Source organism: Paraburkholderia sp. WC7.3g (assembly GCF_050436345.1).
Taxonomy (GTDB): Bacteria; Pseudomonadota; Gammaproteobacteria; order Burkholderiales; family Burkholderiaceae; genus Paraburkholderia; species Paraburkholderia podalyriae.
In genome coordinates this window covers 12,627-38,466 of record NZ_JBNDMA010000001.1, presented here as the reverse complement: position 1 = coordinate 38,466, position 25,840 = coordinate 12,627, and the positions used below count along the sequence as shown (strand labels likewise).

Below are 25,840 nucleotides of genomic sequence, written 5' to 3'. Positions count from 1 at the left end.
TTCCGGGATCAGACGTCGAGCGACGAAAGGTTGTGTGCCCTGATAATCGACGCGATCTTTGCCGAATAAAGAGGATCGGTCGCATACCCCGCCGCCTGGACCGCCTGAGCGAACAGCGCGCCCGTGGTATAGGCGAACGCCGGCCGATACCGCGGGTTCGTCAGCAGGAATTGCGCGTGATCGTTGATCGACGCCAGCCAGTCTGGATACGCGCGAAAGTTCGCGGTGATAGTGACGGTTTTGCCGTTGACGACTTCATGCGTGATCTGCGAAGTGACCGGGCCCTTCCATGATGGATCGGCCTTAATCCCGAACAAGTTGAAACATGGGCAGTGTGCGCCCCATGCTGACTCGAGAGCGGCTTGGGCGACGGTGAAGCTGGCAGGAATCTTCGTGGTGAGCGCGGAGGTCTTGGCGGCCGGCGAGATCGCTGCGATGAAGTCTTGAGGCGTCACGATTCACTCCTTCTTTTGCTTCCTGCGATGCGGCAAGAACTTGTCTCGAACTAGCGCCACTGTTTGCAATATCGTGTACAGCAGCGTCGCGGCTAGAACCCAGTCAGCCATCGGATAACCGAGCAACGTCGCGCTCGCGACTGATACCGGGGGGAGAGATTTAACCGCGCTCGCAATAACGTCGCTGCGCGCGAGTTCTGCGGCCTGATCGCCGATGGTCATAGGGGAAGGCCCCGTGCAGAAAAAGAAAAAGCCCGCACGTGGCGGGCTCGGAAAGAAGGCCGCGAGAGCGGCTGGGTGTTCTAGCGAATGGGTGTTATGGCAGGAAGATTGCGACGCTTGGCGCGGACGAGTACGTCGCAATGAAGGAGCCTTGGCTGGGTATCTCGAATGTGCAGGGGGTCGCGTTACACACCTGAACTCCGCCCACCGTCACCGAAGATAAAGTTCCCCCGTACATAGATACCATTAGCGGACCCATGAATGTAGAGTTGTATGTGTAGGGCGAAGCGCCAAGCGAGATACCGGCAGGGCCCTGCGAGTTATAACCGGCCGCGTTTGCGACATTGACGGTGTTGTTTCTGGCATTCCCGTTAGAGATCGACGCGCTAGTTGCGCCCAGCAAATTCACGTTTGACAAGTATGCGGCGCCGGTGAACCCCGAATCAAACTGGACGTTGTACTTCTGCTGAGACGCGAATCCGGCCGTCACGCCGATCACGCCGCCCGTGATCGTGATGTTGTTCGCACCTGTGCCGAACTCGAGGCCTGAATACGTGCCCGTTGTGACGTTCGAGTTTCCGGCGACTGCAACGTTGGACAAATTGATGTGGTTCGCATACGTCGCGTAAAGACCGTCCTGGACATTGTTCACCGACATGACGTTCGATAGGTGGACCCCATCAATAGTTGTCGTTGACAGTCCACCCAGGTAAATGCCGTTGTTGCAGGTTGCGGTCCACGAGTTCGAGATCATCAGACCCAGTACGCTACCTGTCCCGGTCGGAGCGACATTGATGCCGTTGCCCGTTGAACTGCTGTATGTCCAGTCGCAACTGTCGAAATATGAGTCATCGATGTAAAGCCATTTAACGGCTTGCCCTGAACCGGGGTTGATCAACAGATTATGATGGGCATGCAGAATATCCGAATTAGTGATCGTAATGGAGCCGTTACTGTTCGAAACTGCGATACCTGCCTGCGGCGTGTAGCTGCCGCTGTCCATGTCAATGATGACGCCATCTAAATATTGGTCACCGCTGCCATTGATCGTGATCCCTTTCCCATTGAAATCGCGGATTTCCAGCACATGCGCGTGAATTGCGCCCGCTGCGTTTATCATCAGCGGGTTATAGCCGTTCACCATGTAGACATTTTCGAGGTACGAAAGAGTCGATCCAGACTGGTAATTGAGGAACGCCCCCGCCGTCATCGGCGTCGGTGAATAGAATGAGAGATGTTGAAAATTCACATACGGCGCGGTGATCGTAAAAACGTCCGCGCTCGTGCTGGCCGCGACGATGGTCGGCCCGGAATTGACGCCGGGCGCACCAGCGCCAATGAAAGAAAGATTGGCGGCCGATACCGTAATGCCGCTGACCAAAAATTTACCGACTGGCACCGAGACCACACCGCTTTGTGACCCGGCAGATTGGGCGGCCGTGATGGCGCTATTGAACGCAGACGTGCTGAGCGCTACTCCAGTAGGATCGGCACCCCACCAAACCGGACTAACAAACCCGAGCGCAGTACATCCCCAGCCGCCAGTAGCTCGCACCCACAACTGACCAATGGTCGACGAACACAGCGTGTCAAAAGCCCCTCCAGGTGCTGAGATGCTTGTCGCCCCAGTCCCACCCGACGCTTGCGGAATAGGAGATCCGGTAACCGACAGAGACGGCACCGTCAGCGGCCCAGTGAGTGTACCGCCCGCAATGGGCAGCTTTGCCGACAGCGCACTATTGAGCTGCGCAGCGGTGAGGATCTGGCCCGGCGTGAACTGTGCGAAAGCGGGCAGCGAGGCGAAAAGCAGGAGGGTAGCGAGTAGGCGTTTGAGCATGGCGGCGGGGATAAAAAAGCCACCGGGAAGGCGGCTGATCAAGTTTGGGTCGTAAAAAAGCCGCCTCGTGGGCGGCTTCGCTATTTGTGCTTGAGCGCGTGTCGTAATCGGGCTTCGATCGCGTCGAGCGACTTTTCGCCGATCTCGACGATTGGCAATTTCCCGCGCTTCTCGTCAAGCACCTGAACAATCACAGCGTTCAGTGATACGTCTTGCGCTGCGGCAAACTCCATCAGCCACGCATGCAAATCGCGCGGCAGCCGAAGGGCCGTCTTCATATAGTCGGACTGGTCGATTGAGGTAGCCATGCGCAAAGGATAGCACAAAAAATCTTCATGATAGAGGCAGGTTTCGCTTGCCTTCATCATAGAGATTGTCGTACAGTGCAGATACGCCTTCACCATGAAGGCTAAATGGCACGGACAGGCATGGTTACCTCATGAGGAAAACATGAACGCAATGACAGAACTTTCGAATTTCAGCAATGGCGGCGAAACAACGATCAACGCATCGCAGCCATACCGCGTGACATTCACATTGACGGGCACGAGCGATCTGCTGATGCATCGATGGAATAACGAGGCGGTCGACGAAAAGGCGAAGGCCAAGAAGGGATCGACGGCGAAGAAGACCGACGACATCGAGTCGTACGTCTATCGAGACGATGACGGAATGATCGCGCTCCCTGGCGAATATGTGCGCCAGTCGATCATCTTCGCGGCCAAATTTCGACAAGATCCACGCAGCCCGCGAAAGAGCGCGATGGATTTGTACAAGGCGGGTGCTGTCAGCCTGACGCAACTCGCATCACTCGGAACCGATAGGTGGGACTACGAGGACCGCCGTCGTGTCGTGATTCAGCGCGCGGGCGTCAACCGTACCCGGCCAGCCATGAAGAAGGGCTGGAAAGCGCAGTTTGACTTTATGGTTCTGACGCCGGAATACATCGAACCATCCGACCTGCATAGCGTGTTGACACAGGCTGGAATCCTGATCGGCGTTGCGGACTTTCGCCCGACATACGGACGGTTCGCGGTAACTCAATATGATGCCTCGCAATAGGAATGATGCACAAACACTCCGCGACCCCCTTTCGCGACCCACCTGTGAGGCAACTATGAACCAATACATCATCCCCGGAATTCTCGCGTACGCCGCGCTTGTGCTGATGGCTCTGGCCTTCATCAACGGCGCCTATCGGAAGGATCGTGAGAGCGGGTTCACCGACGAGCATCAATGGCAGGAACGGAGGGAAGTGTGAGTATGTACACCGACGATATCTGGGCCTATTGGGCAGACGTCGCGAACACGGCTTTCAGCGAGCAGAAGCTGGCTGACTGGCTGGCGTGGATACGGTTTCGGGCGGCTCTGTTTGGGCCGCTGGATTGAGCAGGCTAAGCCACGGCGGCTGGTTCATTTTCTAGATTGCCGGGGTCCGTGGGATTCGGGCCAAGAATTGCGCGTAAGCGCTCCGAGAAAGGCCGGTTCGATTCCGGCTCGCTGGCCGAGGTCTGGAGAGGCGGGAGTCAGGTTCGATTCCTGATGATTGGGGTCCGCGAAAGCGCGCAAGCGAGATAGCGGGCTAACTCTGGTGAGCAGTGGCTCGACTGGTGCCCGTAAGGCACCGCCCTGATGTGTGGCGATGATCGGTAGCGGGCGGGATGCCCTGAAACAGAGCGCCTTTCGTCGTCACCCATGAGGGCCAAAGCGGATGCTGTCCCGCGATCCCGAGCCGTTATTGCGCAGCTGGCCGTAGGCGGAACAACTTGGGTGAGGGCAGATGCAGCGAGTAGCCTTCTTCAATACGTAGTACTCCTTTTGAGATAGGAGATAGCCGTGGGCAAATTTGCAAATGCGCAGGCCTGGCGCGAATACGAGGCCAAACGGGATCGCGAGCTGGATTCGCATCTGGACGATGAGCCGCCGCTGACTGAGGCCGAGCGTGCATCGGAATGGGACGACGAGCGCTGGCAGAAGGTCGACGCCTACTCGCGCACCTACAGGCAATACGGAGGTTTCTGATGAGCGCCACATACGAGGTACACGACGGCTGTACAACGCTGATATCAGACGCCGGTCGAGACCGCTTGGCCGCCGAGCAACGCCAGCGCCAAGCAGAAATACTCATGTGGACCGTCACCGCATCGGTTGTATCGATTGCCGGCCTTGTCCTTAACCGATTGATCGGAGGGTAGATGAAAGCCGATGAACTGAAGCAGCAATGGAAAGATGCCGCTGAATACGTGGCCAAATATGGCGCGCCGGAGCCTCATCTGCACACGACCGGAAAGCTCCATAAGGTGGACGTCGATACCGAGATTTGCCACCAGGAAAGCCCCAGCGCTCAGAACTACTGGAAGGACACGAATTTCGACTGCGCTCTTGATGAGGTGATCAGGAGCAACTTCCCCGCCCTGGCTGACAAGGCACTAGCGATCATGCAGAAGAAGTTCGAAGACGCGCTGCTAGAAGAGAAAACCGCGCTTCTCGCGCGGCTCGCGGAAATCCAAGCTATTGAGGAGCAGGCATGACCGACGCATACGAAGCACAACGCAAGCGGGCCATTCGCCAGATGAGCGAGTACGTCGATTCCGTCGAGGAACGCCGGCAACGGGCGATTGAGGCGCTGGGCGATAAGTATCTTCTGGCGCCAGCAAATCGGGTGCAGCGGCGCGCTATGCCTTATGGGGAATGGACGAGGGGTGCGGCATGAGCGACATCTCCGCCACCCGCATAGCTGAAGCAATCGCCGCTATGAAGGCAATAGACGATGCATGGAACCGTGATCCGACTTGCGCGATGCCGTCGCGGCTGATGACGGATCTGGCAATAGCGCGGATCGATCTGGAGACGGCATTCAAGCCGATACCAATGCAGATAAAGGAAGCAGCATGAGCACAGCACTTACAACGCGCCAGGAATTCGGCGCAAATGAATCCACGCATGCGCTGGTCGAAACCGCATCGACGGCCATCGCCGCCAAGGCGAAAGCGATGGTCGAGGCCCGCTACGTCATGGCGATGCGCCAGCCTCGAAACTGGGATCAGGTGCGGCAAGACCTGATGGCCGAGTGCAAACGTCCATCCTTCGCGCATAACAAGAGCGCCTACTACCGTAAGCCGATCGGGCAGGGTGTCGAGGGTCTCGGGATTCGTTTCGTGGAAGTCGCTCTACGCTGCATGAAGAACGTGCTGGTCGAGACGTCCATGACCTTTGAGGACGACGCGAAGGAGATTCATTGCGTCAGCGTGACGGACCTCGAATCGAATCTGACCTATCCGCTGGATGTGCGGGTGTCGAAGACGGTCGAGCGATCGAAGCCGGCCGACGATGGTTCGTATGTCTCAGTCCGCAAGAATAGCTACGGCAAGATGGTCTACACCGTCCCGGCCAACGATGATGACTTGCTCAACAAGCGCGGTGCACTTATCTCGAAGGCGGTCCGGACGCTTGGTCTGCGGATTATCCCCGGCGATCTGCAGGACGAAGCCGAGGAAATCATCAAGGCTGTCAGGATGAATGAAGCCGCGCGTGACCCTGGCGCGGAGCGTAAGCGCATCGCCGATGCATTCGCCGAAATCGGGGTGAAGGTCGAAGACCTGACGAAGTATCTGGGTCACTCGCTCGACGCCTGCTCGCCGACCGAGCTGGTTGATCTGCGCGGTATCTACGGTGCGATCAAGGACGGCGAGGCCACCTGGAAGACGGTAATGGAGAACAAGGCTGAGCAGGGCGGCGAGGGTGGATCGAATGACGGCGCCACGACGGCGAAGGTGATTCCAGTTTGCTCCGATGAGGATTTCGAAAAGAAGTCGCCTGAATGGCGAAAGTTGATCGTCGATAAGAAAAAGACGCCCGCCGAGCTGGTCAAGATGATCGAGACGAAGACGCGGCTTTCCGAACAAATGAAGCTAACCATTGACGCCTGGAGCCATGAGAATGACTGAGCGCATCACACACGATCTGATTCAGGGCAGCGATGAATGGGCGCAGTTCCGCTTGACGAAGTTTGGCGCCTCAGAGGCCGCCGCAATGTTGGGCATCTCGACAAAGGCCAAGAGGACGGAATTGCTTCACATGAAGCACACCGGGAACCCCAAGGAATTCAGCGACTGGGTTCAGAAGAACATTCTGGACTACGGCCATGAGGTCGAAGCGCTGTCCCGTCCGATCATCGAAGAACTGATCGGGCAGGACTTGTATCCGGTGACGCGCTCGCTGGGCGTGCTGTCGGCATCCTGCGACGGCTTGACGCTCGACGACGAGATCGCCTTCGAGCACAAGCAGTGGAACACGGCGCTGGCTGAATCGGTACACAACAAGGTATTGCCAGACGAATATCAGCCGCAATGCCAACAAATCATGCTGGTTGCCGGCGCTCAAAAGGTGATCTTCGTGTGCTCGGATGGTACGCGCGAGAACATGGAATACATGGAGGTCTACCCGGATCGGTCGTGGTTCGACCGAATCATCGCGGGCTGGGCGCAGTTCGAAAAGGATCTGGCCTCCTACGTTCCGGAAATCATCGAAGCCAAGCCAGTAGGCCACACGCCGGAAACTCTTCCCGCCCTGCACATCGAACTCACCGGCGTCGTCAAGCATAGCAACCTGCGAGATTTCAAGGCGCACGCGCTGGCCGTGTTCGCTGGCATCAACCGCGAACTAACGACCGACCAGCACTTTGCGGACGCGGAAAAGACGGTCAAGTGGTGCGAAGACGTCGAATCCCGACTCAAGGCGGCGAAAGAACATGCGCTGAGTCAGACGCAAAGCATCGACGAACTGTTCCGCGCGATCGACGACATCAGCGCCGAGGCTCGCCGCGTGCGTCTCGATCTCGACAAACTGGTCACGAAGCGTAAGACCGAGGTTAAGGATTCAATCATCGCGGGCGGCCGAAAGAAGTTCGCGGATCACTGCGCAGCGCTGATTGCCGATCTGGGTCTTGGTGACGTTCGGCTCGAAGTGGGGGCGCCGGATTTTGTGAGTGCAGCGAAGAACAAGCGGACCCTTGAAAGCCTGCATGATGCGATCGATACGGCGCTCGCAAATGGCAAGATTGCTGCGGACGCCGCTGCGCGTGACCTGCGAGCCAAGCTGGATTGGTACAAGCAGCATGCGGAGTACGCTTTCCTGTTCCGCGACCTGCAGACGCTGATTCAGAAGGCGGCCGAAGATTTCCAGTTGGCAGTCACGACGCGGATTGAGCACCACAAGCAGGCGGAAGCGGAGAAGGCCAAGGCATCGCCGATCCCCGCGCCGGCAGTCATCGCGCCGGCACCGATCGCAGCGAAGCAAGTGCAGGTTGCGCCATGGGTTGCTACAACTCCGGCTGGCGCCCCCACGCTTCGCCTCGGCCAGATCAATGAACGCCTGGCGCCGATCGCACTGAGCGCCGAAGGCCTGGCTACGCTCGGGTTCAAGCACGCAGCCACCGACAAGGCGGCGAAGCTATATCACGAGGAAGTCTTCCCGCAAATCTGTGCGGCGTTGATCCGGCACATCGAAGCGGCAGCACACGGGCTTGCGCACGCCGCCTGATTCACCGCCCACCACCCAGCCACGATGAAGCCTTCCGGCGCTGATCTCGGTAAGCGCTGGGAGGTGGGCACCCCAAAACCGAGCGGCAATCCCCGCTCGCGTGTGTTTAAGCCGCCGCAGTACGGGCGGTTCTTTTTAACTGCGGACGGATAAGTGCTCCGGCTGGCGGATATTGCGAGAGACGATATGAAAACGACTGTAATCCTGTTGACCGCCGTTGTAACGATTTTGCTTTCGGGCTGCGATATGTACCCTCCGTATCGCGTCTATTCGCAGCGCATGGAAGGCGAGGCCGAATTGGCCAAGGCGCAATATTCGAAGCAGGTCCAGGTGCAAGACGCCCAAGCGAAGCTGGAGAGTGCTAAGAGCTACGCAGACGCTGAAGTGGTGCGCGCCCAAGGCGTAGCGAAGGCCAACGCGATCATCGGTGAGTCGCTGAAGAACAACGAGGCGTATCTGCGCTATCTGTGGATCAACAACCTGAAGGACGCGGAAGGTCACGGTCAGGTCATTTACGTTCCGACAGAGGCAAACCTTCCAATTCTTGAAGCATCGCGCAAGCCGCAGTAAGCGCCTAAAGGAACCCTGCCATGCCAAACATCAACCAACCCGAAGCCAGCGAGCCGAGCGAAGCCTTTGAGCAATGGGCCAGCGAAGAAGGCATCAACAATTTTCACTTCAATCATTGCTGGGCCGCATGGCAAGCCGCTCTCGCCACCGTCGCACCTCTCCCTCACTCTGCCGCGACTGTGAGCGACGACAGCTACCCGGCGCGCTTGCTTCACGAATCGGACGAGTCACTAGCATGGCGTGTCGATTCGTGGCATCAGCGCAATGCCCGCGCCGCATCCACGCAAGCCACGGTGACAGATAGGGAGCCGGATCGGGAAGTGATCGAGCCGCTGAAAGAGCCGGTGTACATCAACAAGGCGCTGCTCGGTGGCCGTAATGCGCACGTGGTTCGCTCAGGCGGGACGGGACCGATGTGCGCCGTGTTCCTGGTCAATATCCAGTTGACAGGCTGGAGCATTGAAACCGAATGGGCTGACGGCTATGCGAAGGGATTCAATCAGGCGGCAGCGTGGATGCAGGACGCGATCCTTCCGCGCGCCAGCGAGCAAGCAGACGAGGCGGTGACGGATCAGGCGAAGTTGGCGGAACGCTTTCTCGGTGAACAAGACGCGGCGCAACTGTTCGTTTTTCATAGCCAGTTGGAAGACAGCGACGCCGATGGTTACACGGTGCGGAAGGAAACGATGAAACGCCTCGCCGAGCTGGGCGTTGTGAACAGTCTCGGTTTCGGCAAGTACTCGACGACGGCATTCGGTGTGTGGCTTGTTGAATCGACGTTCGAGCAGAACCCATCGCTGCCGCTGCGCACGGTGGAGGAACACAACACTCGCGCAAAGGAGCCGAAATGACCACAAAAGACAGCGGATCGGCGTTCGAATTTCCGCCGCGAGTCATCGACACGCTTCTGCAAGCCGCTGGCGTGAGCGCCTACCATCCGGACGGCGATCAACTGGACAAGCTGCACACCTTCGCATGGAACGTCGTCGCAGAGACGATCGCACGCTTTCCGGGCTGCGCCGCTGCAAGCGATCAGGCGACTGTGCAGGCGGTGACGACCGATCCTGAGCATTGCGACGCATGGTGTCCGCGCTGCCAAGGTTCAGGCGAGGAAAATGTAATGAGCGACAACGGTCCCGACGCCTATGAACAGACGATCAACTGCCAGCACTGTGATGGCCGGGGCACGCTATATCATGCCTACTTTGGGGTGGAGCGCTCTCTAGAGGAATCGCGCAAGGCTCATCTGGAAGCGTGCGGGAAACTGTGGGCAATAAACGCCACCCCACCCCAGGACGGATCGCAGATCAGGGATGCGGCGCTTGAGGAAGCAGCGAAGGTGTGCGACGAGCGGTCGGAGGCATATTGGAATGCTTACAAGAAATCTCCGATCGATGACGTCAATCGAGCAAATCCGCACGTCGAAGGGATGTCGGATGGCGCAGAAAACTGCGCGAATGCCATCCGCGCGCTTTCAAAGGATAAGACGACATGACCGAAGAACTCACCCTGAAGATTCTCCGCGAGATAGCGGAGCCGGGAAGCGGCCACCTATTCAGCCGGCGCGAGGCCGCACGATCGGCCGCCGACCTGATCGAGCAGCAAGCCGCGAAGATCGCCGCCCTTGAATCCGCTGCAAAGTCGGCGGTGCCGAAGCTGTCGGTATGGTACGGATCGGTGCTGGAGAGCAACGGCAAGACGAACTGGACGGCCATCCTGCACCGTGGCGACATTGCCAGCGGCATGACGATTGACCGCTCCGAGTATCCCGACCGTGTGCGCTACGAGGCGGACCGGGTTCGCTGGCTGATCGGCGAGTTTGATGTCGAGCCGTTCATTCTCGACTACGACGCCGATAAGCACAGTGGTTACACCGCTCCCGCCACCGATCTTGAGAATGGAGGCGGGCGGGATTCGTGGCAGCCGATTGAGACCGCGCCAGATAAGGGCGAGTTTTTGGTCTACATGCCAGAAGGAGAGCCACAGATTCAAACTGGGGTTTATCACCCGAACATCAAGGTCATCGGCAATCACTTCCTGTTTGATATGTGGAAGCCGACGCATTGGATGCCGTTGCCAGATGCCCCCAAGGAACAGCCATGACCCTCTACGCAGTCCACATACAAGGCCCGGACGACATCATTGCGGCACCGGGCAAGCGCGAGGCGGAAGTGCTCGCGGAGAAGTTGATGGCAGCCATGCTGGAATGCCTGCAAGGAAAGCCGTGCTACGTGTCGATGGAAGTCATCACATGGCCCGGTAGCGCCGCCAGTCACGCCAAGCAACTCGCCGAGGACTGGGCGCAGCACGCCAAGTTCATCGGGCCGGTCGAACCCGAGCCAGAGCGCGACACGAAGACCATCGATATGTTTTCACCGGAGGCGGGATGAAAGCGCTATCCATTCGCCAACCATGGGCGTGGCTGATCACCAACGGCTACAAGGATATCGAAAACCGCACGTGGTCGACGAGGTTCCGCGGGCGCGTGCTTATTCACGCAAGCAAAGGCATGACGCGCGCGGAATACGAGGACGTCGAAGATTATTTGATGTTCGGTGGATTCGACGGGATGAAGGCAATCCGACTGCCCGCAATGGCTGACTTGGAGCGCGGCGGCATAGTCGGCGTAGCGACGGTATCTAACTGCATACCCAGCCAAGAACGCCTGTCGCCGTGGCACATGGAAGGCCAATTCGGATTCCATTTGACCGACGCGAAGGCTCTCCCACTGGTTGCGTGCAAGGGCGCGCTGGGATTCTTTGACATTCCGCCAGACGTCGCTGCGATTCTCCGCGTGATGCGTGCGCCGGCCGCCCGATGCCACGCAGCCCGTGACGGCGAGTGCTCGTGGGCGCACTGCCCACAGATACGAGACGGCGAGCCGGTCAAGTCAGGGCGTCACTGTCCGCATGATAAACACGACGAGGACGAATGAACCGTACCTACAACCGCCGCACCTTCATGGACCAAGCCCACGCCTACACCCAAGCGCGCCAGCCGACACCACAACTGATTGCCGGCCTATGCACGGCATTCGCGCAGATGCTGGCCGATGATCTTGACGGGCCAGTGTCAGTCGGGCTACTTGGGTTCGCAGTGGTTCGGAAACCGAGTCCGCAGGTTGGGCGTGCGGCGATGAGGGCTTGAGGGGGGCGACGATGACTGAGACAGAACGCATGATCGAATGGCTGTGGAAGCGATTTCCGAATCAGCCGGTACGGTGCGCGCTGATGGTGAGAATTTTGTGTGGCAGGGAGCCGCAATGACCGAACTCGAAACTTTGAGGGCCGAACTGGAATGGGCTATCACCAACAACGCAGACCGGCCGCGAACGGAATTCGCCCTGCGACTGGCGCTGGAAGCGATTGAACGGGTGGAAGAAGGGGAGGTGAAGGGATGAGCACGAGCTACATCATCTTCTGCGACGTCTACAACGACCCCGTATGGGGACCGCAGTTTATCGAGTACCCGAACTCCGGATTGGTTCGCGTCTACCGGAACAGGTTGCGCAAGGCCGTCTTCGAGTACGTCGGGTGCCCGCGGATCAAGTTCGACTTGGATGCGGTGCGCAAGCGATACCCAGTGTGCAGGTACGCAGACGCGAACGAGTCGCCGCTTACGTACGCGATCCGGCGGGCGCCTCTACCGGACAGGAAGCAGGCGGCATGACGAAAGCAGCGGAACGCGTAATCGCCACAACGAAACGTGATTGGGGATTGGGAGAGAGGGAATGAAGATTTATTACTCGCTGAAAGAAGTGGCCGACGCGCTTTCGCTGTCGCCGACGACGGTCCAGAAGATGGTCCGGGACAAGACGTTTCCGGAACCCAGGCTGTTGTCCGGGCGCCGGGTCGGCTGGCTGGCTCGAGAGGTGCAGAATTGGGCGGAGGCGCGCCCACTGGCAGACTTGCTGCCACCAGAAAATACCGGCGTCAAACGGCGACAAGCCGATCAAGTCGCTCAGCCAGCTTCGTGAGCCATTCGCGTTTTTCGGAGTCGTATTCGTACAGGTTGTACACGCCAACGATGCCCGGCTTGATATGACCGATGATTTCCTCTGCGACGTCATTCGAGCATCCCATCGCGCCGAGCATCGTCCGGGCCGTCCGTCTTAGGTCGTGCGGAGTCCACCCGGTCACCGGGATCGGCGGATCGGTGACGAGTGCATTGTTGCCATTCCAATAGGGCATACATCGCGCGATGATCTGCCCGATGCTGGCCTGCGTCACGTGCCGCAGCGACTTTGCCGAAGCCCTGCCGCGCTTCGGTTTTGCGTAGGGGAACAGATAGCCCCGGCCAAATTCGGTCAGGCGGCGGCGGATGATCTGTTCGGCGCGCCCGACGAGCGGCACGCGATGATCAGTGGCCCGCTCGACCCGCCTGTTTTTGGTTTTGTCCTTCGGGACGGTCCACCACAGGCCATCGGATTCCTCGCTGACTTCATCGCCGCGGATCGCGACGATTTCATTCCCGCGCTGCCCCGTCCACAGATAGAGTTGCGCCACGTCGTTGACGTCCGCGCCAAGGATCGGCATCCACTGGACCAGGGTGGCGACTTCCGGGTCCTTGAGAATACGCTTGCCAGTCACGCGCTCGCCGTTGCGTGTGCGCCCCTTACTGCGGAGCTTGCCGCGCATGATCTGGCGCCACCAGTTCGGCGTATTTTCCTTAATGCGACCGGCATCGAGCCCGTAATCCCATGCTGCGGCCAGATCGGTCTTGATCCGGTTAGCGTAGGTCGGACGATCACGCAGACCCTCGAGCAGTCTGAAGGCTATTTCTCGCGTGATGCTTTCCGGCCTGCGGTCAAGAATATCCTTGATGGGATCGCCCAATGCGTACTTGGTATTCGACTGGACGGCAGCGCTGGCGTTGTGCTCGACGTGCCCGGCGAGGTAGTCGGCCACGACATGACGGACCAGGTATGCGCCGGTAGCAGCGGGGTCATCTTCGGCGCTGCTTCGCGCCCTGCGTTTCGCCAGCGCCGGGTCATGCCCCGCGTCGCGCTCACCGCGCTTTTTCTCCCACTCGGCGATGGCAGCAGGCAATGACATTGACGGCCATCCACCGAGTTTGACCTGACGCATATTGCCGTCGATCGGGGACTTGTAGCGGTAGGTCCAGGTGTGTCGGGTTTGGGTCGCCTGAAGACGTAGACCGGGGAAATCATCGAATGCGATATGCTGGCCGGACTCCAGCTGCTTGGCCCTACGGGCGTCGAATTTGGTCATGGCGGCGTAGGTTTTTAGAAGCTACGCCGCGGATGTTACGCCATCGCCGAAGTATTGTAACTATCCAGTACCCGCAGACACCAAATCGCGTTTTTCGAGGTCGGCCAGCAAGCCCTTGAAATAAGGGCGCTTTCATGGTTTCTTCGGGTTTCTGCGTTCGTATCTCAAAATCCGTCAGACCGACTTGACAATATTTAAACGATTTCTTTTGAGATTATTCTTATACTGACCTCGCAATTGTTAAATAAGAGTACGTAGAAGGAATCTTAAAGCGGATAAGCGTACGTGGCCAAAAGGCGCTCCAGTAAGGATTGGCCATCTTCAGTGTGACTTCCCCGCGAGCGCCGGCCAGTGCTGGCGGACCAGAAGAACCTGGAAAGCGCGTCAACCGTTTTTCAATCAGGGTTTTTCGCGACGGATTGCCGGTAGGTGGCAAGCGGGAAGACAGAGGGTTTTCGATTATCATGATCTGCCCTGCATAATTCGCTATGACAATTCATATATGCGCTGATTTCGATTTCGCGAAAGCAGCGTCATGGCGAGGGGTACGGCGAGGGACCATTGGTCAAAAAGTTGCAGCCGGAGTTTTTTTGGAAGCCGGATCGGCGGCGCGGTGCCGTCATCCCGGTCGTCAGCCGGTTTACCGGTGTCAGCCACGAAGGCGCGGTTGCGTTGTGGGGTTTTATGAGAATTGCAGTCCTCGATGATGATTCGGCGCAGGCCGACCTGGTGTGTCAAACGCTGTCCGCCGCTGGACACGTTTGTCACGCGTATGGCGCAGGGCGCGAACTCGTGCGCCAGTTGCGCCGCCAGACGTTCGATCTGCTCGTGCTCGACTGGAACGTTCCCGACATGTCCGGCGAAGAAGTGCTGCGCTGGGTGCGCGAAAGCCTGTCCGGGCGCCTGCCGGTGCTGTTCATGACGAGCCGCGGCCGCGAAACGGACATCACTTCGATTCTGAATACCGGTGCGGACGACTATCTGGTCAAGCCCGTGTCGGCCGCGGTGTTGCTCGCGCGGGTCGGCTCGCTGCTGCGCCGCGCCTATTACCTGAAGCCGCCGGCGACCAGGGAAGTGTTCGGCGACTTCGAGTTCGACCTCAGCGCCAAGCACGTCGTCGTGCGCGGCACGCCGGTCTCCGTCACGCAGAAAGAGTTCGATCTCGCGCTGCTGCTGTTCCAGCATATGAGCCGGCCGCTGTCGCGCGCACACATTCTCGACGTGATCTGGAAGCAGGCCACGGACATCCCGTCGCGCACGATGGACACCCACGTGTCGATGTTGCGCAGCAAGCTCGGTCTGCGCCCGGAGCACGGTTATCGGCTGACGCCGATCTACGGCTATGGTTACCGCCTCGAGCGGATGGAAACCGATACGCCGCCGGCCGACGACGACGAACCTACAGAAGAAGCGGGTGGGGCGTGACGGCCTGCGTCGACGCAGCGGCGTCGAGCAGCGCCGCCGTACCCGGCCGTCGTGCGTCTGCGTGGCTTGCGGTTGCCTGTCTGATTGCAACGGGGGCGACCGGCTGGGGCGCGCTCGCGCACGCGCAGCCCGCGCGTGGCAAGGCCGGAACCAAGGCGCTGGCGGTCTACGTTTCGTATACGACGCACGAAGGTGACACGCTATACGACATCGCGGCTCGCTATATGGCCGACCCGACCGACTGGGCGCTGTTGAGCAGCGTCAATCACGTGCCCGCGCCGCGCCGCATGCCGGCCGGCATCGTGCTGCGTCTGCCGTCCCAACGGCTGCGCCAGGAGCGGGAGACGGCTCGCGTGGTCGCAACCAGCGGTCCGGTCGAGCACGCGTTCGACTCGACTCCTTATCTGCCGCTGAAGACCGGTCAAACGCTTGGCGAAGGCGATCGCTTGCGTACCGGCGCCAACGGGTTCGCGACGCTGGAGCTGCCCGACGGCTCGTACGTGACGGTCGCGCAGAACGGCGAACTCAATATCGACAAACTGCGGCACGTTACGCTGACCGGCGCGGCCGATCGCATCTTCGACCTGCGCGCCGGCGAAGTCGAGAGCCAGGTCACGCATGCGACGCGACGCGACGATCGCTTCCAGATCCGTTCGCCGTCGGTCGTCGCGGGGGTGCGCGGCACGCGTTTCCGGGTCGATTACGACGGCGGCATGCAGACCACCGCGGTGGCCGTGCTCGACGGCGCGGTCGGCGTCGATCCGGCCACGCAGCATGGCAGAAGCGCCGCGCCGGCGCCGGGCATGCCGTTGCAGGCGTCCGGGCAACTGGTCAACGCGAGCTTCGGCAACGTCACCAACTCGGGCGGCGCGGTCGGCAGTCCGGTCCAGCTGTTGCCGGCCCCCTCGCTCGCGCAGCCGGCGCGCGTGCAGGACGGCAAGACCGTCGCGTTCGACGTCGACCCGGCCGAGCACGCGCTCGGCTATCGGCTGCAGATTTCGCACGACGCCGATCAGCTCGATCTGGTCCGAGACCTGCGCGTGAACGCGCCGCACGCCGACTTCGGCGATCTGCCGGACGGCACCTATTTCGTGCGCGTCGCATCGACCGATAGCAACGGCCTCGACGGCCTGCCGAACGTGTACGCGTTCGAGCGCCGCCAACTGGGGCTGGACGCTTCGGCCGCGCAGCGTGCGAATAGCCGCGACTACGAGTTCCGCTGGTTCGTCAGCCACAGCGTCGTGCCGACGCGTTTCCGCTTCGTGCTCGCGAAGACCGCCGATCTTGGCCATCCGGTGATCGATCGCACCGATCTGCCGGACGGCGAACTCGTGGTCAGCGATCTGCCGCCGGGCGTCTACTACTGGACGATCGTCGCCGAGCAGTTCGACAACGGCCACTTCTACGAAAAGAGCAGCCCGGTCCGCTCCTTTACGCTGGCGCGCTGACGCTGGTAGATTCTCGGGGCCGGCCTGCTGGCCGATCCGTCCTCTCTTTCCCGACTCCATCGCCTCTTGCCCGCCACTTCTACGCGACTGAGCCTCGATCCGCGCGCCCGTTTCGGACGGCGTGCCGGCCGACGCTTTCTGATCGAGTGGGTGAGCGTTGGCTGTCTCGGCCTCGTGGTGATCCTGCTGACGTCGTTCGGGCGTGTCGGCGCCGGCATCGATCGGCTGGTGTACGACCAGTTTCTGAAGCTGCGCGCGCAGCCGCTGCTGTCCGACATCGTCGTCGTGGAGATCGACAACGCGAGCATCGACGAGCTGGGCCGTTGGCCGTGGCCGCGCGGCGTGCATGCGCGGCTGCTCGAGCAGATCGCCGCGGCCCGACCCGCCGCGGTGATCTACGACGTGCTGTTCACCGAGCCCCACGCCGACGACTCCCGGCTCGCCCATGCAATCGCTCTGAGCCCGACCTATTTGCCCCTGCTGCTGACGCCGCCCAATGCGAGCGGCGCCCGCACCGTCGAGGAACCCGTCGCGCCGCTCGCGCAGGCGGCGGCCAGACTCGGTCACATCAATTTTGAGGTGGACAGCGACGGCATTGCGCGCAGCGTCGCGCGCTTCGAGGGCGACGACGGCTCGCGCTGGCCGCAGTTGACGGTGCCCGTCGCCGACGCGGTGGAACGCGGCAAACTGCATCTGCGCGGCGGGTTGCCGCCGCACCGCACGAACGAACCCGCGCGCGGCAGCGCCGACGGAGGCGAAGACCGTTTCCTGATTCCGTTCGGGCCGAATGCCGGGAACTACGCGAAGCTCAGTTTCGCCGACGTGCTCGCCGGCAAGGTGCCGGCCGATCGGCTGCGCGGGCGCATCGTCGTGATCGGCGTGACGGCGGCGGGTCTGTACGACCGCTTCGCGACGCCGGTGTCGGGCGAGCTGGGTCCGCTGCCCGGTGTCTACATCCATGCGAACGTGCTCGACACGCTGCTGACCGGCCGCGAGATCCAACCGGTCGGGCTATGGGTCGTGTTCGCGGCCGCGCTCGGGCCGCTCGCCGCGCTGCTCGCCGGCTTCCTCGTGCTGTCGCCGCGCCGCTCGCTATTGCTGACCGGCGCGCTGGTGCTGCTCGCGGCGGCCGGCAGCGCGCTGCTGCTCTACGGCGGCAGGCTGTGGGTATCGCCGGTGCCGGCCATTCTCGGGGTCGTGATCGTCTATCCGATCTGGAATTGGCGACGCCTCGAAATGACGATGGCGTATCTGCGCGGCGAACTGCAACGTCTCGCCGACGAGCCGCATCTGCTGCCCGAAACGCCGAAGCGCCGACGCGAGTTCGGCGGCGACGCGCTCGCGCAACACATGGCGCTGATGGCTCAGGCCGCGCAACGGGTGCAGGACATGACGCGCTTCGTGTGGGACAGCCTGGATAGCGTACCGGAGCCGATTCTCGTCAGCGATGTGGGCGGCATGGTGCTGATCGCGAACCACGCGGCGAAAGCGCATTTCGCGCGGCTCGGCGCGCCGATGCCCGAGGGCCGGCCGATGCAGAGCGTGCTCGGCGGCCTCACGCTCGTCAAGACGATCGATGCGGGGGCGGCCTCTGACAGCGGGCGCAATCTGTACGCGCACGCGCACTGGCCGGCGCTGCTGGATCCGACGCGCGGCGAGTTCGCCGCGCTGATGGCGCAGGGCGTCGAGGTGCGCGACGCGAACGAGCGCGACCATCTGCTGCGCTATGCGACCTGCACCAACGCGCAGCGCGAGACGACCGGTTGGATCGCCGGTCTCGTCGACGTGTCGGCGCTGCATGTGGCCGAGCGTCAGCGGGAAGATGCGCTGCGGCTGCTGTCGCACGACATGCGCTCGCCGCAGGCATCGATCATCGCGCTGGTCGAGATCGAGCGCGCGCGGGCCGAGCCGGTGCTCGCGCGCAGCCTGCTCGAGCGCATTGAACGCTATGCGCAACGCGCGCTGACGCTCGCCGACGACTTCGTGCAACTGGCGCGCGCCGAATCGCAGGTCTATGTGCTCGAGCCGCTGAGCCTGACCGAACTCGTGATCGATGCGAGCGACGAAGTCTGGCCGCAGGCGCACGCGAAGCGCATCACGCTGCATACGGAAGCCCGCGACGACGCCGACGATCCCTGGATCTGCGCCGACCGCTCGCTGATGACACGCGCGCTCGTCAATATTCTGAACAACGCGGTCAAGTACAGTCCGCCCGACACGCGCATCGTGTGCAGCTTCGCGAGCCAACCGGCGGCAAAGCGCGCGGGCAGCGAGGCGCCGCGCGTGTCGTGTACGATCCGCGACCAGGGCTACGGCATCCCGAAGGACCAGCAGGCGGGCTTGTTCGAGCGGTTCCGCCGCTTTCACACGGCCGAGCGCCCGGAAGTGGGCGGCGCGGGACTCGGCATGGCGTTCATCAAAACCGTCGTCACGCGCCATGGGGGCAGTGTCGAGGTCGACAGTGCGGCTGGCGAGGGGACGGCCTTTACGATCTGGCTGCCCGCGCTCGACGACACGCCGCTCGACGAATTGAGCGCACCGCGCGCCTGAGCCGCGTTCGACGTATTCGCTGTACTCGGGAGAAAGCAATAATGGCAAAGATCGCCCACCTCTGTGCCGCGCTGGCCGCGGCGAGCCTCACCGCTTGCGCGGGTCTGAGCGCGGACGTGCACACCGTCTCCGCTAGCGGCGCCGATCGGAACGTTACGCTGCAGGGCGAGCAGACCTATTCGCTCGCGCGCACGCAGTCGCAGGACGACAGCGCCGACCATCCGCAAGCCGAAAAGCTGCTGCGCGACGAGCTGGCGAAACACGGGTTCGTCGATACGGCGGGCAAGCCCGCGCATTATCTGCTGTCGATCGCGTATAGCACGCGGCCGGCGTCGATCGGTATCGGCGGCAAGGACTGCGTGGCTGCGGATTGCGGCGCGGGCAGCGACGGTCTGGGCGCGCTGCTGTTTGGGCGCGAGTATCAGCATGCGCTGACGCTGCGCTTTTTCGACTTCGCGAGCGGCACCGAGCGCTACAAGGTCAGCGCGGTGTTCATGGATCGCGATGCGGACCCGCTGCATGCGTTGCCGTTGCTCGTCAAAACCGCGCTCGCGAAGCTGCCGTTCGACGCGCCGGCCGACTGGCGCGTGAAGCTCAGTATCGACAAGACGAGCGGTGTGCCGAACGTCGAGGCGATGAAGCCGCTGCAGCGCTAAAACGCAGCTTAGGATCGCCGGGGCCGTGCGTACCGTTATTCCTGCGCCGGCTCGTCGCGCCCCCAGCGGTTTTCGAACACGCAATCGGCGAGCGGTAGACGGCTAGCCCAGCGCTCCGTTTCCAGCATCGGCTCGCTATAGAACGCGTCGACGTGGCCGAGGCACAGAATCGCGACCGGCCGTGCACCTTCTGGCATGCCCAGCAACCGATGCACCGCGTCGACATCGAATAGCGACACCCATCCAAGCCCGAGTCCTTCTGCGCGCGCGGCGAGCCACATATTCTGGATCGCGCAGGCGACCGACGCGAGGTCCATCTCCGGCAGCGTGCGGCGGCCGAAGACGTGTCGCTCGCGCCCGTCCATCAACGCGATCACGAGCAGCTCCGCGCATTCGCGCATGCCTTCCACCTTCAGCTTCATGAACTCGTCGCGGCGCTTGCCGAGCGCGTCCGCAGTGGCGAGCCGTTCGCGTTCGACGATGTCGCGCAAGCCCGTGCGCAGCGCCGCATCGGTGATGCGCACGATGCGCCAGGGCTGCATATAGCCGACGCTCGGCGCGTGATGCGCCGCGTCGAGCAGGCGCCGCAACACCGCCGGATCGACCGGATCGGGCACGAAGTGGCGCATGTCGCGGCGTTCGTATATCGCGCGATAGACCGCGTCGCGCTCGGGGTCGTCAAAAGGCTTCGCCATGAAAGAGAGCGGCCGTAAAAGCCGGGTTGGAGGGCCAGTAAGCGTGCATATAGGTCGCCACAATCGGACCCACGCGGAACACCGCTTCGCCGGGCGCATCGCTGTGCGCGCGCGTGGCGAAGCGCTGCGGCGCGAGCGGCGTCGCGAGCTTCGAGTAGTGGAATGTGTGGCCGGTCAGCGCGCCGTGGACGCCGTCGATCTGCTGCATGCCGAGCGACGTGAAGCGCGTTTGCATCGTCGCGTGACCGGGCAGCAGACCGAGCATCGGCGCGCTCGTGCCCTGCGCGTCGGTCAGCGTGTCGAGCAGATAGAGCATGCCGCCGCATTCGGCGACCACCGGCTTGTCCGCCTCGACGTGCGCGCGGATCGATGCGGCGCTGTTCGCGTTGCCCGCCAGCGTCGCCATATGCAACTCGGGATAGCCGCCGGGCAGATAGAGCGCATGCGTGTCGGCGGGCAACGCTTCGTCGGCGAGTGGCGAAAAATAGCTGAGCCGCGCGCCGAGCGCTTCGAGCAGCGCGACGTTGGCCGGATAGATGAACGAGAACGCGGCGTCGCGCGCGATCGCGATGTGTTTGCCTTGCAGCAGACGCGGCAGCACCTCGGCGGAGGGCGCGCCGAAATCGACCGGCGGCGGCAGTTCGGCGAGCGCGGTCGACGCGAGCGTATCCGCCGCGCGATCGAGGCGCGCTTCGAGATCGTCGATTTCGTCGGCCTGGTGCAGACCGAGGTGACGGTCGGGCAACGTGATCTGATCGCTCTCGGCGATGTGGCCGCACCAGCGCAAGCCGGGCGGCAGCGCTTCCTGCAGCATTTGCGCGTGCCGGGCGGAACCGACGCGATTCGCGAGCACGCCATGAAACGGCAGTTGTGGCCTGAAGCGCGCGAGGCCGAACGCGAGCGCGCCGAACGTTTGCGCCATCGCCTGCGCGGAAATCACCGCGAGCACCGGCACGCCGAAAGTGGTCGCGAGATCGGCGCTGCTCGGTGTGCCGTCGAACAGGCCCATCACGCCTTCGATCAGGATCAGGTCCGCTTGTTGCGCCGCCCGCGCGAGCAGGTTACGGCACGCGCTTTCGCCGACCATCCACAGATCGAGCGACAGCACCGGCGCGCCGCTCGCACGGGCAAGGATCATCGGGTCGAGAAAATCCGGCCCGGTCTTGAACACGCGCACGCGACGTCCGAGCCGTCGGTGATAGCGCGCGAGACCGGCGGTGATCGTGGTCTTGCCTTGTCCCGACGCGGGCGCGCTGATGAACAGCGCGGGACACGCCGCGGAGCAAGTCCCCTTGGGGCGCGCCCCGAAGGAAGTCCCCTGGGGGGACGCCCCGGACGAAGTCGCCTTGGAGACGGCCAACGCTCAGAACTCCACGCCGCGCTGCGCCTTCACACCCTGCTCGCGATACGGATGCTTGATCGCGCGCATTTCGGTGACGAGGTCGGCGGCTTCGATCAGCGCATCCGGCGCGTGACGTCCGGTCACGACGACGTGCAACATCGGCGCGCGCGCGCTGATGACGGCAAGCACTTCGTCGAGCGGCAGGTACTCGTACTTCAGCACGGTGTTCAGTTCATCGAGGATCACCATCTGATAGTCGCCGCTTTCGATCATCCGCCGCGCTTCGTTCCAGCCCTTGCGCGCGGTCGCCATGTCGGCCTCGCGATCCTGCGTGTTCCACGTGTAGCCGTCGCCCATCGTAACGAAATCGCACAGCGCGATTGCGCCGAGGAAATCGCGCTCCGACGTATGCAGCGCGCCTTTGATGAACTGCACGACGCCGAGCCGCATGCCGTGGCCGAGCACCCGCACGGCCATGCCGAACGCGGCCGTGCTCTTGCCCTTGCCGGTGCCGGTGTTGACGATCAGCAGGCCTTTTTCGACGGTCGCGCCGGCCTGCTTCTTTTCGTGGCCTTCGCGGCGGCGTTCGGTCATGCGTTGATGCGATTCCAGATCGGTTTTCATCGAGGGTCCTGGTCTTGAGAGGCGGGATGGGATGGGGTCGCGTCGCTAAGGGCAGCGTTGTTCGCCGCTGCGATCGCCACCGTGATGCCGGCGTGCGCGGTCTTGCGTACGATTAGACGCGCGTTTTGCGCGGTTGTGGTGCAGTCCGGCGCCGTTGCCGCCAGCAGCGCGCACGGCTCGCACACACCATCGACGCCGAGATGCGTGTGTGCCGCCGCCGACGGCGACGCGACCGGTACGGCGGCGATCTGCTCGCGGCTGAACAGTTGCAGCGGCAGCTGATGACGTGAGCAGAATTCGAGCAGACCTGCTTCGTTGGCTTTGGTGTCGATCGTCGCGATCGCGCGAATCTGCTCGAAGGCATTCGATCCGAGCGCTGCGCGTACGGCGGCTTCGATATCGACGGCTTCGCTGTGCAAGCGGCAACCGATGCCGACGCTCAGCGTTTTGATCGCGCGTCCGCGTCCGTGTCGTGTCGCGCTCGCTGCTGGTTCGCGAGCGACGCCGGCGTCGCGTTCGGCCGCATCGCGCGCCAGTGCGAGCGACGCCACACCGCCCATCACGACGATCGCCGGCGAGCCGAGTCCCGCGCGCGCGACCGCCTCGGCGAACTCGCGAAGCGGCGCGAGCACATGACGCTGCTCAGGCCGCGTCGCTGACTCGATCGCCGCGCAGGGCGTGTCGGCGGACATGCCGGCCGCGAGCAACGCGCGGGCGATCTCGCCGAGCCGGCGCATGCCCATATAGATCACGAGCGTCATGCGCGTCGCGGCGAGCGCGGCCCAGTCCGGTTCGCCACTGCCAGCGCCGTGGCCGGTGACGAACACGACGCCCTGCGCGTAATCGCGATGCGTGACCGCGATGCCGAGCGCGGCGGGCGCCGCGATGCCGGCCGTGATGCCGTTGATCACGTCGACTTCGATTCCCGCGGCCTGCAGCGCCTGCAACTCTTCGCCACCGCGGCCGAACACGAACGGATCGCCGCCCTTGAGCCGCGCAACGCTGCGCCCCGCGCGCAGATGCCCGAGCATTTGCGCGACGATGTCGGCTTGCGGCGTCGATGGATGGCCGCCGCGTTTGCCGACGTACACGACTTGCGCGTTGGCGCGCGCGAACTGCAGCACGTCGGGATTCACCAGATCGTCGACGAGCACGACATCGGCCTGCGCGAGCGCGCGGGTGGCCTTCAGCGTGATCAGTTCGACGTCGCCGGGACCGGCGCCGATCAGCCAGGCGCGCGTCATCGCGGCGTGCACGGCGCGCGCCATGCGGTGATGGAAGAAGAGAAGCGGCGTGCGACAGCGCGCGCGGCGGTGAACATAGAGGTCATGCGGTACAGCGAATCCGGGCACGCGCGATGCCGCGCTGCTACGCCTTCACATCCGTTCCCCGCGGATTCCGGCGGCCGGCGGCGCAACCTGATGCACGGATGCATGCGGCGCCGCCTCCGCGTCTGGCCGGTATCCGGGCTGGCGGCCTCACGCGCTTTGCCTTCCCGTCCCGGTTTGCGGATTCGCGGGACAGTGGCATCAAAAACGCATGCGCGGCACGTCCGAATCGACAGCGAATCGAATCGCGCGCCGCAGGTCGCTTACCGTTGCGGGGACAGCACAGGTTGAACGCGCGACGCGCTGCCTGTTTCCCGTTTAACTGCACACGCGAACGCATGTGCGAGCACCAAACGCGCGCATACGATAGCACATGGCGCCTTGCCGGATAAGCGTCGGCGGCGCTTTTCGGCACGCTGGGTTCCTTGACTGCGCAAGGTCGCGGGCCTACACTCGCACGCACTTTGGGTGCTCGCGTGCGCGTTCGTGCGCATGCAGTTAAACGGGAAACAGGGAGCCACCTGCTCTGCAACGGCTAACCTGTGCTGTCCCCGCAACGGTAAGCGAAAAGCGGTTCCGGCTCGATGGCCGGGGCACCGCGGTGCCGGCTTCGATGTCCTCGCGCAAGGTCGCGTCGACATCTCACCACTGGACGAGAAACCACTCGGCCGGGAAGGGGAAGCGGCGCTTTCGCCAGCCCGGATACCGGCCTGAAGAAGCAGAACGTACGCCGCGGGGATGCGGCGGCGCGTTCATGACCTCATCTCCGCTTTCTGTATTTCCGTTGTCGCGGCCATGCCGTCGCCAACGGATGGACCTCACGATGCAAACTCAATTGCGCAAGATTCCCGTCACGATCGTCACGGGCTTTCTCGGCAGCGGCAAAACCACGCTGCTGCGGCATATTCTTCAGCATGCGGGCGGCAAGCGCATCGCGGTGATCGTCAACGAGTTCGGCGAGCTCGGCATCGATGGGGAAATCCTCAAGGGCTGCGGCATCGGTTGCGATGAAAACGGTGACGAGACCGAAGGGCAATTGTATGAACTCGCGAACGGTTGTTTGTGCTGCACCGTGCAGGAAGAATTTTTTCCGGTGATGGAAAAGCTCGCGGAACGCCGTGACGAACTCGATCACGTGCTGATCGAAACGTCGGGGCTGGCGTTGCCGAAGCCGCTCGTGCAGGCGTTCAACTGGCCGCAAATCCGCAACGGCTTCACGGTCGACGCGGTGGTGACGATGGTGGACGGGCCGGCCGCCGCAAGCGGCCAGTTCGCCGATAACCCGCTTGCCGTCGATGCGCAGCGCAAGGCCGATCCGAGTCTCGATCACGAGTCGCCGCTGCACGAACTGTTCGAAGACCAGTTGTCGGCGGCCGATCTGGTGATTCTGAACAAGACCGATCTGATCGACGATGCGCGGCAGCACGAGGTCGAAGCCGCGATCCGCGCGGAGATTCCGCCGCAGGTGAAGATCGTACGCGCGCAGCAGGGGCGGCTCGACCTGCATACGCTGCTGGGCCTCGAAGCGGCGTCGGAACAGACGATCCACCTGCGTCACGACCATCACGGTTCCGCCGACGACCCCGATCATCACCACGACGAATTCGATTCGGTCGTCGTGCAGGCCGGTGTGCGCTCGCGCGACGCGGCGCTCGCCGCCTTGCAGGCGCTTGTCGAAAGCCACACGATTTACCGTGTCAAAGGCTTCGCCGCGTTGCCGGGCGCGGCGATGCGTCTCGTGATCCAGGGCGTGGGCCGGCGCTTCGACAGCTACTTCGACCGGCGCTGGCAGGCGGGCGAAAATGGCGAAGGCGCGTTGAGCCGCTTCGTGCTGATCGGCGAAGACCTCGATCGACACGCGCTGCAACAGGCGTTCGACGCGGCGCTTGGCGCGACGTCGAACGCGACGGCATAAC

At 62.4% G+C, this 25,840-nt stretch carries 32 protein-coding genes, 1 pseudogene and 2 riboswitches; of the genes and pseudogenes, 23 read left to right on the top strand and 10 right to left on the bottom strand.

The annotated features are described in order from the left end of the window. Positions 1 to 8 precede the first annotated feature (8 nt). The 4 genes from OKW43_RS00210 to OKW43_RS00195 all read right to left on the bottom strand — a co-directional run bounded on the left by OKW43_RS00210 (position 9) and on the right by OKW43_RS00195 (position 2,882). On the bottom strand, positions 9 to 455 hold the full coding sequence (locus tag OKW43_RS00210; protein WP_429444441.1) for a glycoside hydrolase family 73 protein: 447 nt from the start codon (positions 453 to 455) through the stop codon (positions 9 to 11). 3 nt (positions 456 to 458) lie between these two features. Then, entirely contained in the window at positions 459 to 677 is a 219-nt protein-coding gene (locus OKW43_RS00205; RefSeq protein ID WP_429444439.1) for a hypothetical protein, read from the bottom strand. 94 nt (positions 678 to 771) lie between these two features. Further along, the gene (locus OKW43_RS00200; RefSeq protein ID WP_429444437.1) at positions 772 to 2,556 is read right to left on the bottom strand and encodes a hypothetical protein; all 1,785 of its coding nucleotides are present in this window, start codon (positions 2,554 to 2,556) and stop codon (positions 772 to 774) included. A 38-nt stretch (positions 2,557 to 2,594) separates the two neighbouring features. Then, a complete protein-coding gene (locus OKW43_RS00195; protein WP_429444435.1) occupies positions 2,595 to 2,882 on the bottom strand; it encodes a toxin-antitoxin system HicB family antitoxin in 288 nt (95 codons plus the stop codon). A 34-nt stretch (positions 2,883 to 2,916) separates the two neighbouring features. On the opposite strand from OKW43_RS00195, the gene OKW43_RS00190 reads away from it, so the two are divergent. From OKW43_RS00190 to OKW43_RS00105, 18 genes are all read left to right on the top strand, one after another. Then, the gene (locus OKW43_RS00190; RefSeq protein WP_429444433.1) at positions 2,917 to 3,576 is read left to right on the top strand and encodes a hypothetical protein; all 660 of its coding nucleotides are present in this window, start codon (positions 2,917 to 2,919) and stop codon (positions 3,574 to 3,576) included. Between the two features lie 55 nt (positions 3,577 to 3,631). After that, the gene (locus OKW43_RS00185) at positions 3,632 to 3,775 is read left to right on the top strand and encodes a hypothetical protein (RefSeq protein WP_429444431.1); all 144 of its coding nucleotides are present in this window, start codon (positions 3,632 to 3,634) and stop codon (positions 3,773 to 3,775) included. A gap of 2 nt (positions 3,776 to 3,777) precedes the next feature. Next, a complete protein-coding gene (locus OKW43_RS00180; protein WP_429444429.1) occupies positions 3,778 to 3,903 on the top strand; it encodes a hypothetical protein in 126 nt (41 codons plus the stop codon). 447 nt (positions 3,904 to 4,350) lie between these two features. Next, positions 4,351 to 4,536, top strand: coding sequence for a hypothetical protein (locus tag OKW43_RS00175; RefSeq protein ID WP_429444427.1), 186 nt, complete (start codon positions 4,351 to 4,353; stop codon positions 4,534 to 4,536). 173 nt (positions 4,537 to 4,709) lie between these two features. After that, the gene (locus OKW43_RS00170; protein ID WP_429444425.1) at positions 4,710 to 5,045 is read left to right on the top strand and encodes a hypothetical protein; all 336 of its coding nucleotides are present in this window, start codon (positions 4,710 to 4,712) and stop codon (positions 5,043 to 5,045) included. Then, a complete protein-coding gene (locus OKW43_RS00165; RefSeq protein ID WP_429444423.1) occupies positions 5,042 to 5,227 on the top strand; it encodes a hypothetical protein in 186 nt (61 codons plus the stop codon). Before OKW43_RS00170 ends, OKW43_RS00165 begins: the two co-directional genes overlap by 4 nt. Then, positions 5,224 to 5,409 carry a hypothetical protein gene (locus OKW43_RS00160; protein WP_429444421.1) on the top strand — a complete coding sequence of 62 codons (186 nt, stop codon included), beginning with the start codon at positions 5,224 to 5,226 and terminating at the stop codon, positions 5,407 to 5,409. Before OKW43_RS00165 ends, OKW43_RS00160 begins: the two co-directional genes overlap by 4 nt. Then, entirely contained in the window at positions 5,406 to 6,461 is a 1,056-nt protein-coding gene (locus tag OKW43_RS00155) for a hypothetical protein (RefSeq protein ID WP_429444419.1), read from the top strand. The genes OKW43_RS00160 and OKW43_RS00155 overlap by 4 nt, the downstream gene beginning before the upstream one ends. Continuing rightward, positions 6,454 to 8,055 (top strand): YqaJ viral recombinase family protein, encoded by a 1,602-nt coding sequence (locus OKW43_RS00150; protein ID WP_429444417.1) that lies wholly within the window; start codon positions 6,454 to 6,456, stop codon positions 8,053 to 8,055. The genes OKW43_RS00155 and OKW43_RS00150 overlap by 8 nt, the downstream gene beginning before the upstream one ends. 153 nt (positions 8,056 to 8,208) lie before the next feature. Further along, entirely contained in the window at positions 8,209 to 8,625 is a 417-nt protein-coding gene (locus tag OKW43_RS00145) for a hypothetical protein (RefSeq protein ID WP_429444415.1), read from the top strand. Between the two features lie 20 nt (positions 8,626 to 8,645). Beyond that, entirely contained in the window at positions 8,646 to 9,476 is an 831-nt protein-coding gene (locus OKW43_RS00140; protein ID WP_429444413.1) for a hypothetical protein, read from the top strand. Further along, a complete protein-coding gene (locus tag OKW43_RS00135) occupies positions 9,473 to 10,120 on the top strand; it encodes a hypothetical protein (protein ID WP_429444411.1) in 648 nt (215 codons plus the stop codon). Before OKW43_RS00140 ends, OKW43_RS00135 begins: the two co-directional genes overlap by 4 nt. Next, entirely contained in the window at positions 10,117 to 10,728 is a 612-nt protein-coding gene (locus tag OKW43_RS00130; protein WP_429444409.1) for a hypothetical protein, read from the top strand. Before OKW43_RS00135 ends, OKW43_RS00130 begins: the two co-directional genes overlap by 4 nt. Next, positions 10,725 to 11,015, top strand: a complete 291-nt coding sequence (locus OKW43_RS00125; protein WP_429444407.1) for a hypothetical protein — start codon at positions 10,725 to 10,727, stop codon at positions 11,013 to 11,015. The genes OKW43_RS00130 and OKW43_RS00125 overlap by 4 nt, the downstream gene beginning before the upstream one ends. Next, positions 11,012 to 11,560 carry an ASCH domain-containing protein gene (locus OKW43_RS00120; protein WP_429444405.1) on the top strand — a complete coding sequence of 183 codons (549 nt, stop codon included), beginning with the start codon at positions 11,012 to 11,014 and terminating at the stop codon, positions 11,558 to 11,560. Before OKW43_RS00125 ends, OKW43_RS00120 begins: the two co-directional genes overlap by 4 nt. 327 nt (positions 11,561 to 11,887) lie before the next feature. Then, positions 11,888 to 12,025 carry a hypothetical protein gene (locus OKW43_RS00115; protein WP_429444403.1) on the top strand — a complete coding sequence of 46 codons (138 nt, stop codon included), beginning with the start codon at positions 11,888 to 11,890 and terminating at the stop codon, positions 12,023 to 12,025. After that, positions 12,022 to 12,294 carry a hypothetical protein gene (locus tag OKW43_RS00110; RefSeq protein WP_429444401.1) on the top strand — a complete coding sequence of 91 codons (273 nt, stop codon included), beginning with the start codon at positions 12,022 to 12,024 and terminating at the stop codon, positions 12,292 to 12,294. Before OKW43_RS00115 ends, OKW43_RS00110 begins: the two co-directional genes overlap by 4 nt. A gap of 61 nt (positions 12,295 to 12,355) precedes the next feature. Further along, on the top strand, positions 12,356 to 12,601 hold the full coding sequence (locus OKW43_RS00105) for a helix-turn-helix transcriptional regulator (RefSeq protein ID WP_429444399.1): 246 nt from the start codon (positions 12,356 to 12,358) through the stop codon (positions 12,599 to 12,601). Here OKW43_RS00105 and OKW43_RS00100 read toward each other — a convergent pair. Beyond that, on the bottom strand, positions 12,558 to 13,856 hold the full coding sequence (locus tag OKW43_RS00100) for a tyrosine-type recombinase/integrase (RefSeq protein WP_429444397.1): 1,299 nt from the start codon (positions 13,854 to 13,856) through the stop codon (positions 12,558 to 12,560). The two genes, OKW43_RS00105 and OKW43_RS00100, sit on opposite strands and share 44 nt — an antisense overlap. 684 nt (positions 13,857 to 14,540) lie before the next feature. On the opposite strand from OKW43_RS00100, the gene OKW43_RS00095 reads away from it, so the two are divergent. The 4 genes from OKW43_RS00095 to OKW43_RS00080 all read left to right on the top strand — a co-directional run bounded on the left by OKW43_RS00095 (position 14,541) and on the right by OKW43_RS00080 (position 19,935). After that, entirely contained in the window at positions 14,541 to 15,281 is a 741-nt protein-coding gene (locus OKW43_RS00095; protein ID WP_187637599.1) for a response regulator transcription factor, read from the top strand. Then, positions 15,278 to 16,729 carry a FecR domain-containing protein gene (locus OKW43_RS00090; protein WP_429444394.1) on the top strand — a complete coding sequence of 484 codons (1,452 nt, stop codon included), beginning with the start codon at positions 15,278 to 15,280 and terminating at the stop codon, positions 16,727 to 16,729. Before OKW43_RS00095 ends, OKW43_RS00090 begins: the two co-directional genes overlap by 4 nt. Positions 16,730 to 16,795: 66 nt before the next feature. Continuing rightward, positions 16,796 to 19,279, top strand: a complete 2,484-nt coding sequence (locus OKW43_RS00085; RefSeq protein ID WP_429444392.1) for a CHASE2 domain-containing protein — start codon at positions 16,796 to 16,798, stop codon at positions 19,277 to 19,279. A gap of 41 nt (positions 19,280 to 19,320) precedes the next feature. After that, a complete protein-coding gene (locus OKW43_RS00080; RefSeq protein ID WP_429444390.1) occupies positions 19,321 to 19,935 on the top strand; it encodes a DUF4136 domain-containing protein in 615 nt (204 codons plus the stop codon). 35 nt (positions 19,936 to 19,970) lie between these two features. On the opposite strand, the gene bluB is transcribed toward OKW43_RS00080, so the two are convergent. From bluB to cobA, 5 genes and pseudogenes are all read right to left on the bottom strand, one after another. Next, positions 19,971 to 20,630 (bottom strand): 5,6-dimethylbenzimidazole synthase, encoded by a 660-nt coding sequence (gene bluB, locus OKW43_RS00075; RefSeq protein WP_429444388.1) that lies wholly within the window; start codon positions 20,628 to 20,630, stop codon positions 19,971 to 19,973. Next, entirely contained in the window at positions 20,614 to 21,894 is a 1,281-nt protein-coding gene (locus OKW43_RS00070; protein WP_429447271.1) for a cobyrinate a,c-diamide synthase, read from the bottom strand. Before OKW43_RS00070 ends, bluB begins: the two co-directional genes overlap by 17 nt. Before the next feature lie 99 nt (positions 21,895 to 21,993). Then, the gene (gene cobO, locus OKW43_RS00065) at positions 21,994 to 22,596 is read right to left on the bottom strand and encodes a cob(I)yrinic acid a,c-diamide adenosyltransferase (RefSeq protein ID WP_429444386.1); all 603 of its coding nucleotides are present in this window, start codon (positions 22,594 to 22,596) and stop codon (positions 21,994 to 21,996) included. Continuing rightward, positions 22,593 to 23,027, bottom strand: coding sequence for a cobalamin biosynthesis protein (locus OKW43_RS00060; RefSeq protein WP_429447269.1), 435 nt, complete (start codon positions 23,025 to 23,027; stop codon positions 22,593 to 22,595). Before OKW43_RS00060 ends, cobO begins: the two co-directional genes overlap by 4 nt. A gap of 75 nt (positions 23,028 to 23,102) precedes the next feature. Then, positions 23,103 to 23,840, bottom strand: a pseudogene (cobA, locus tag OKW43_RS00055) (uroporphyrinogen-III C-methyltransferase); the annotation flags it as partial. Between the two features lie 194 nt (positions 23,841 to 24,034). Beyond that, a riboswitch (cobalamin riboswitch) is annotated at positions 24,035 to 24,293 on the bottom strand. Between the two features lie 80 nt (positions 24,294 to 24,373). Then, positions 24,374 to 24,652, top strand: a riboswitch (cobalamin riboswitch). 95 nt (positions 24,653 to 24,747) lie between these two features. Between cobA and cobW the strand changes: the two are divergent. After that, complete coding sequence (gene cobW / locus OKW43_RS00050; protein WP_429444384.1) at positions 24,748 to 25,839, top strand: cobalamin biosynthesis protein CobW; 1,092 nt, start codon at positions 24,748 to 24,750, stop codon at positions 25,837 to 25,839. The last annotated feature ends 1 nt before the right edge of the window (position 25,840 follow it).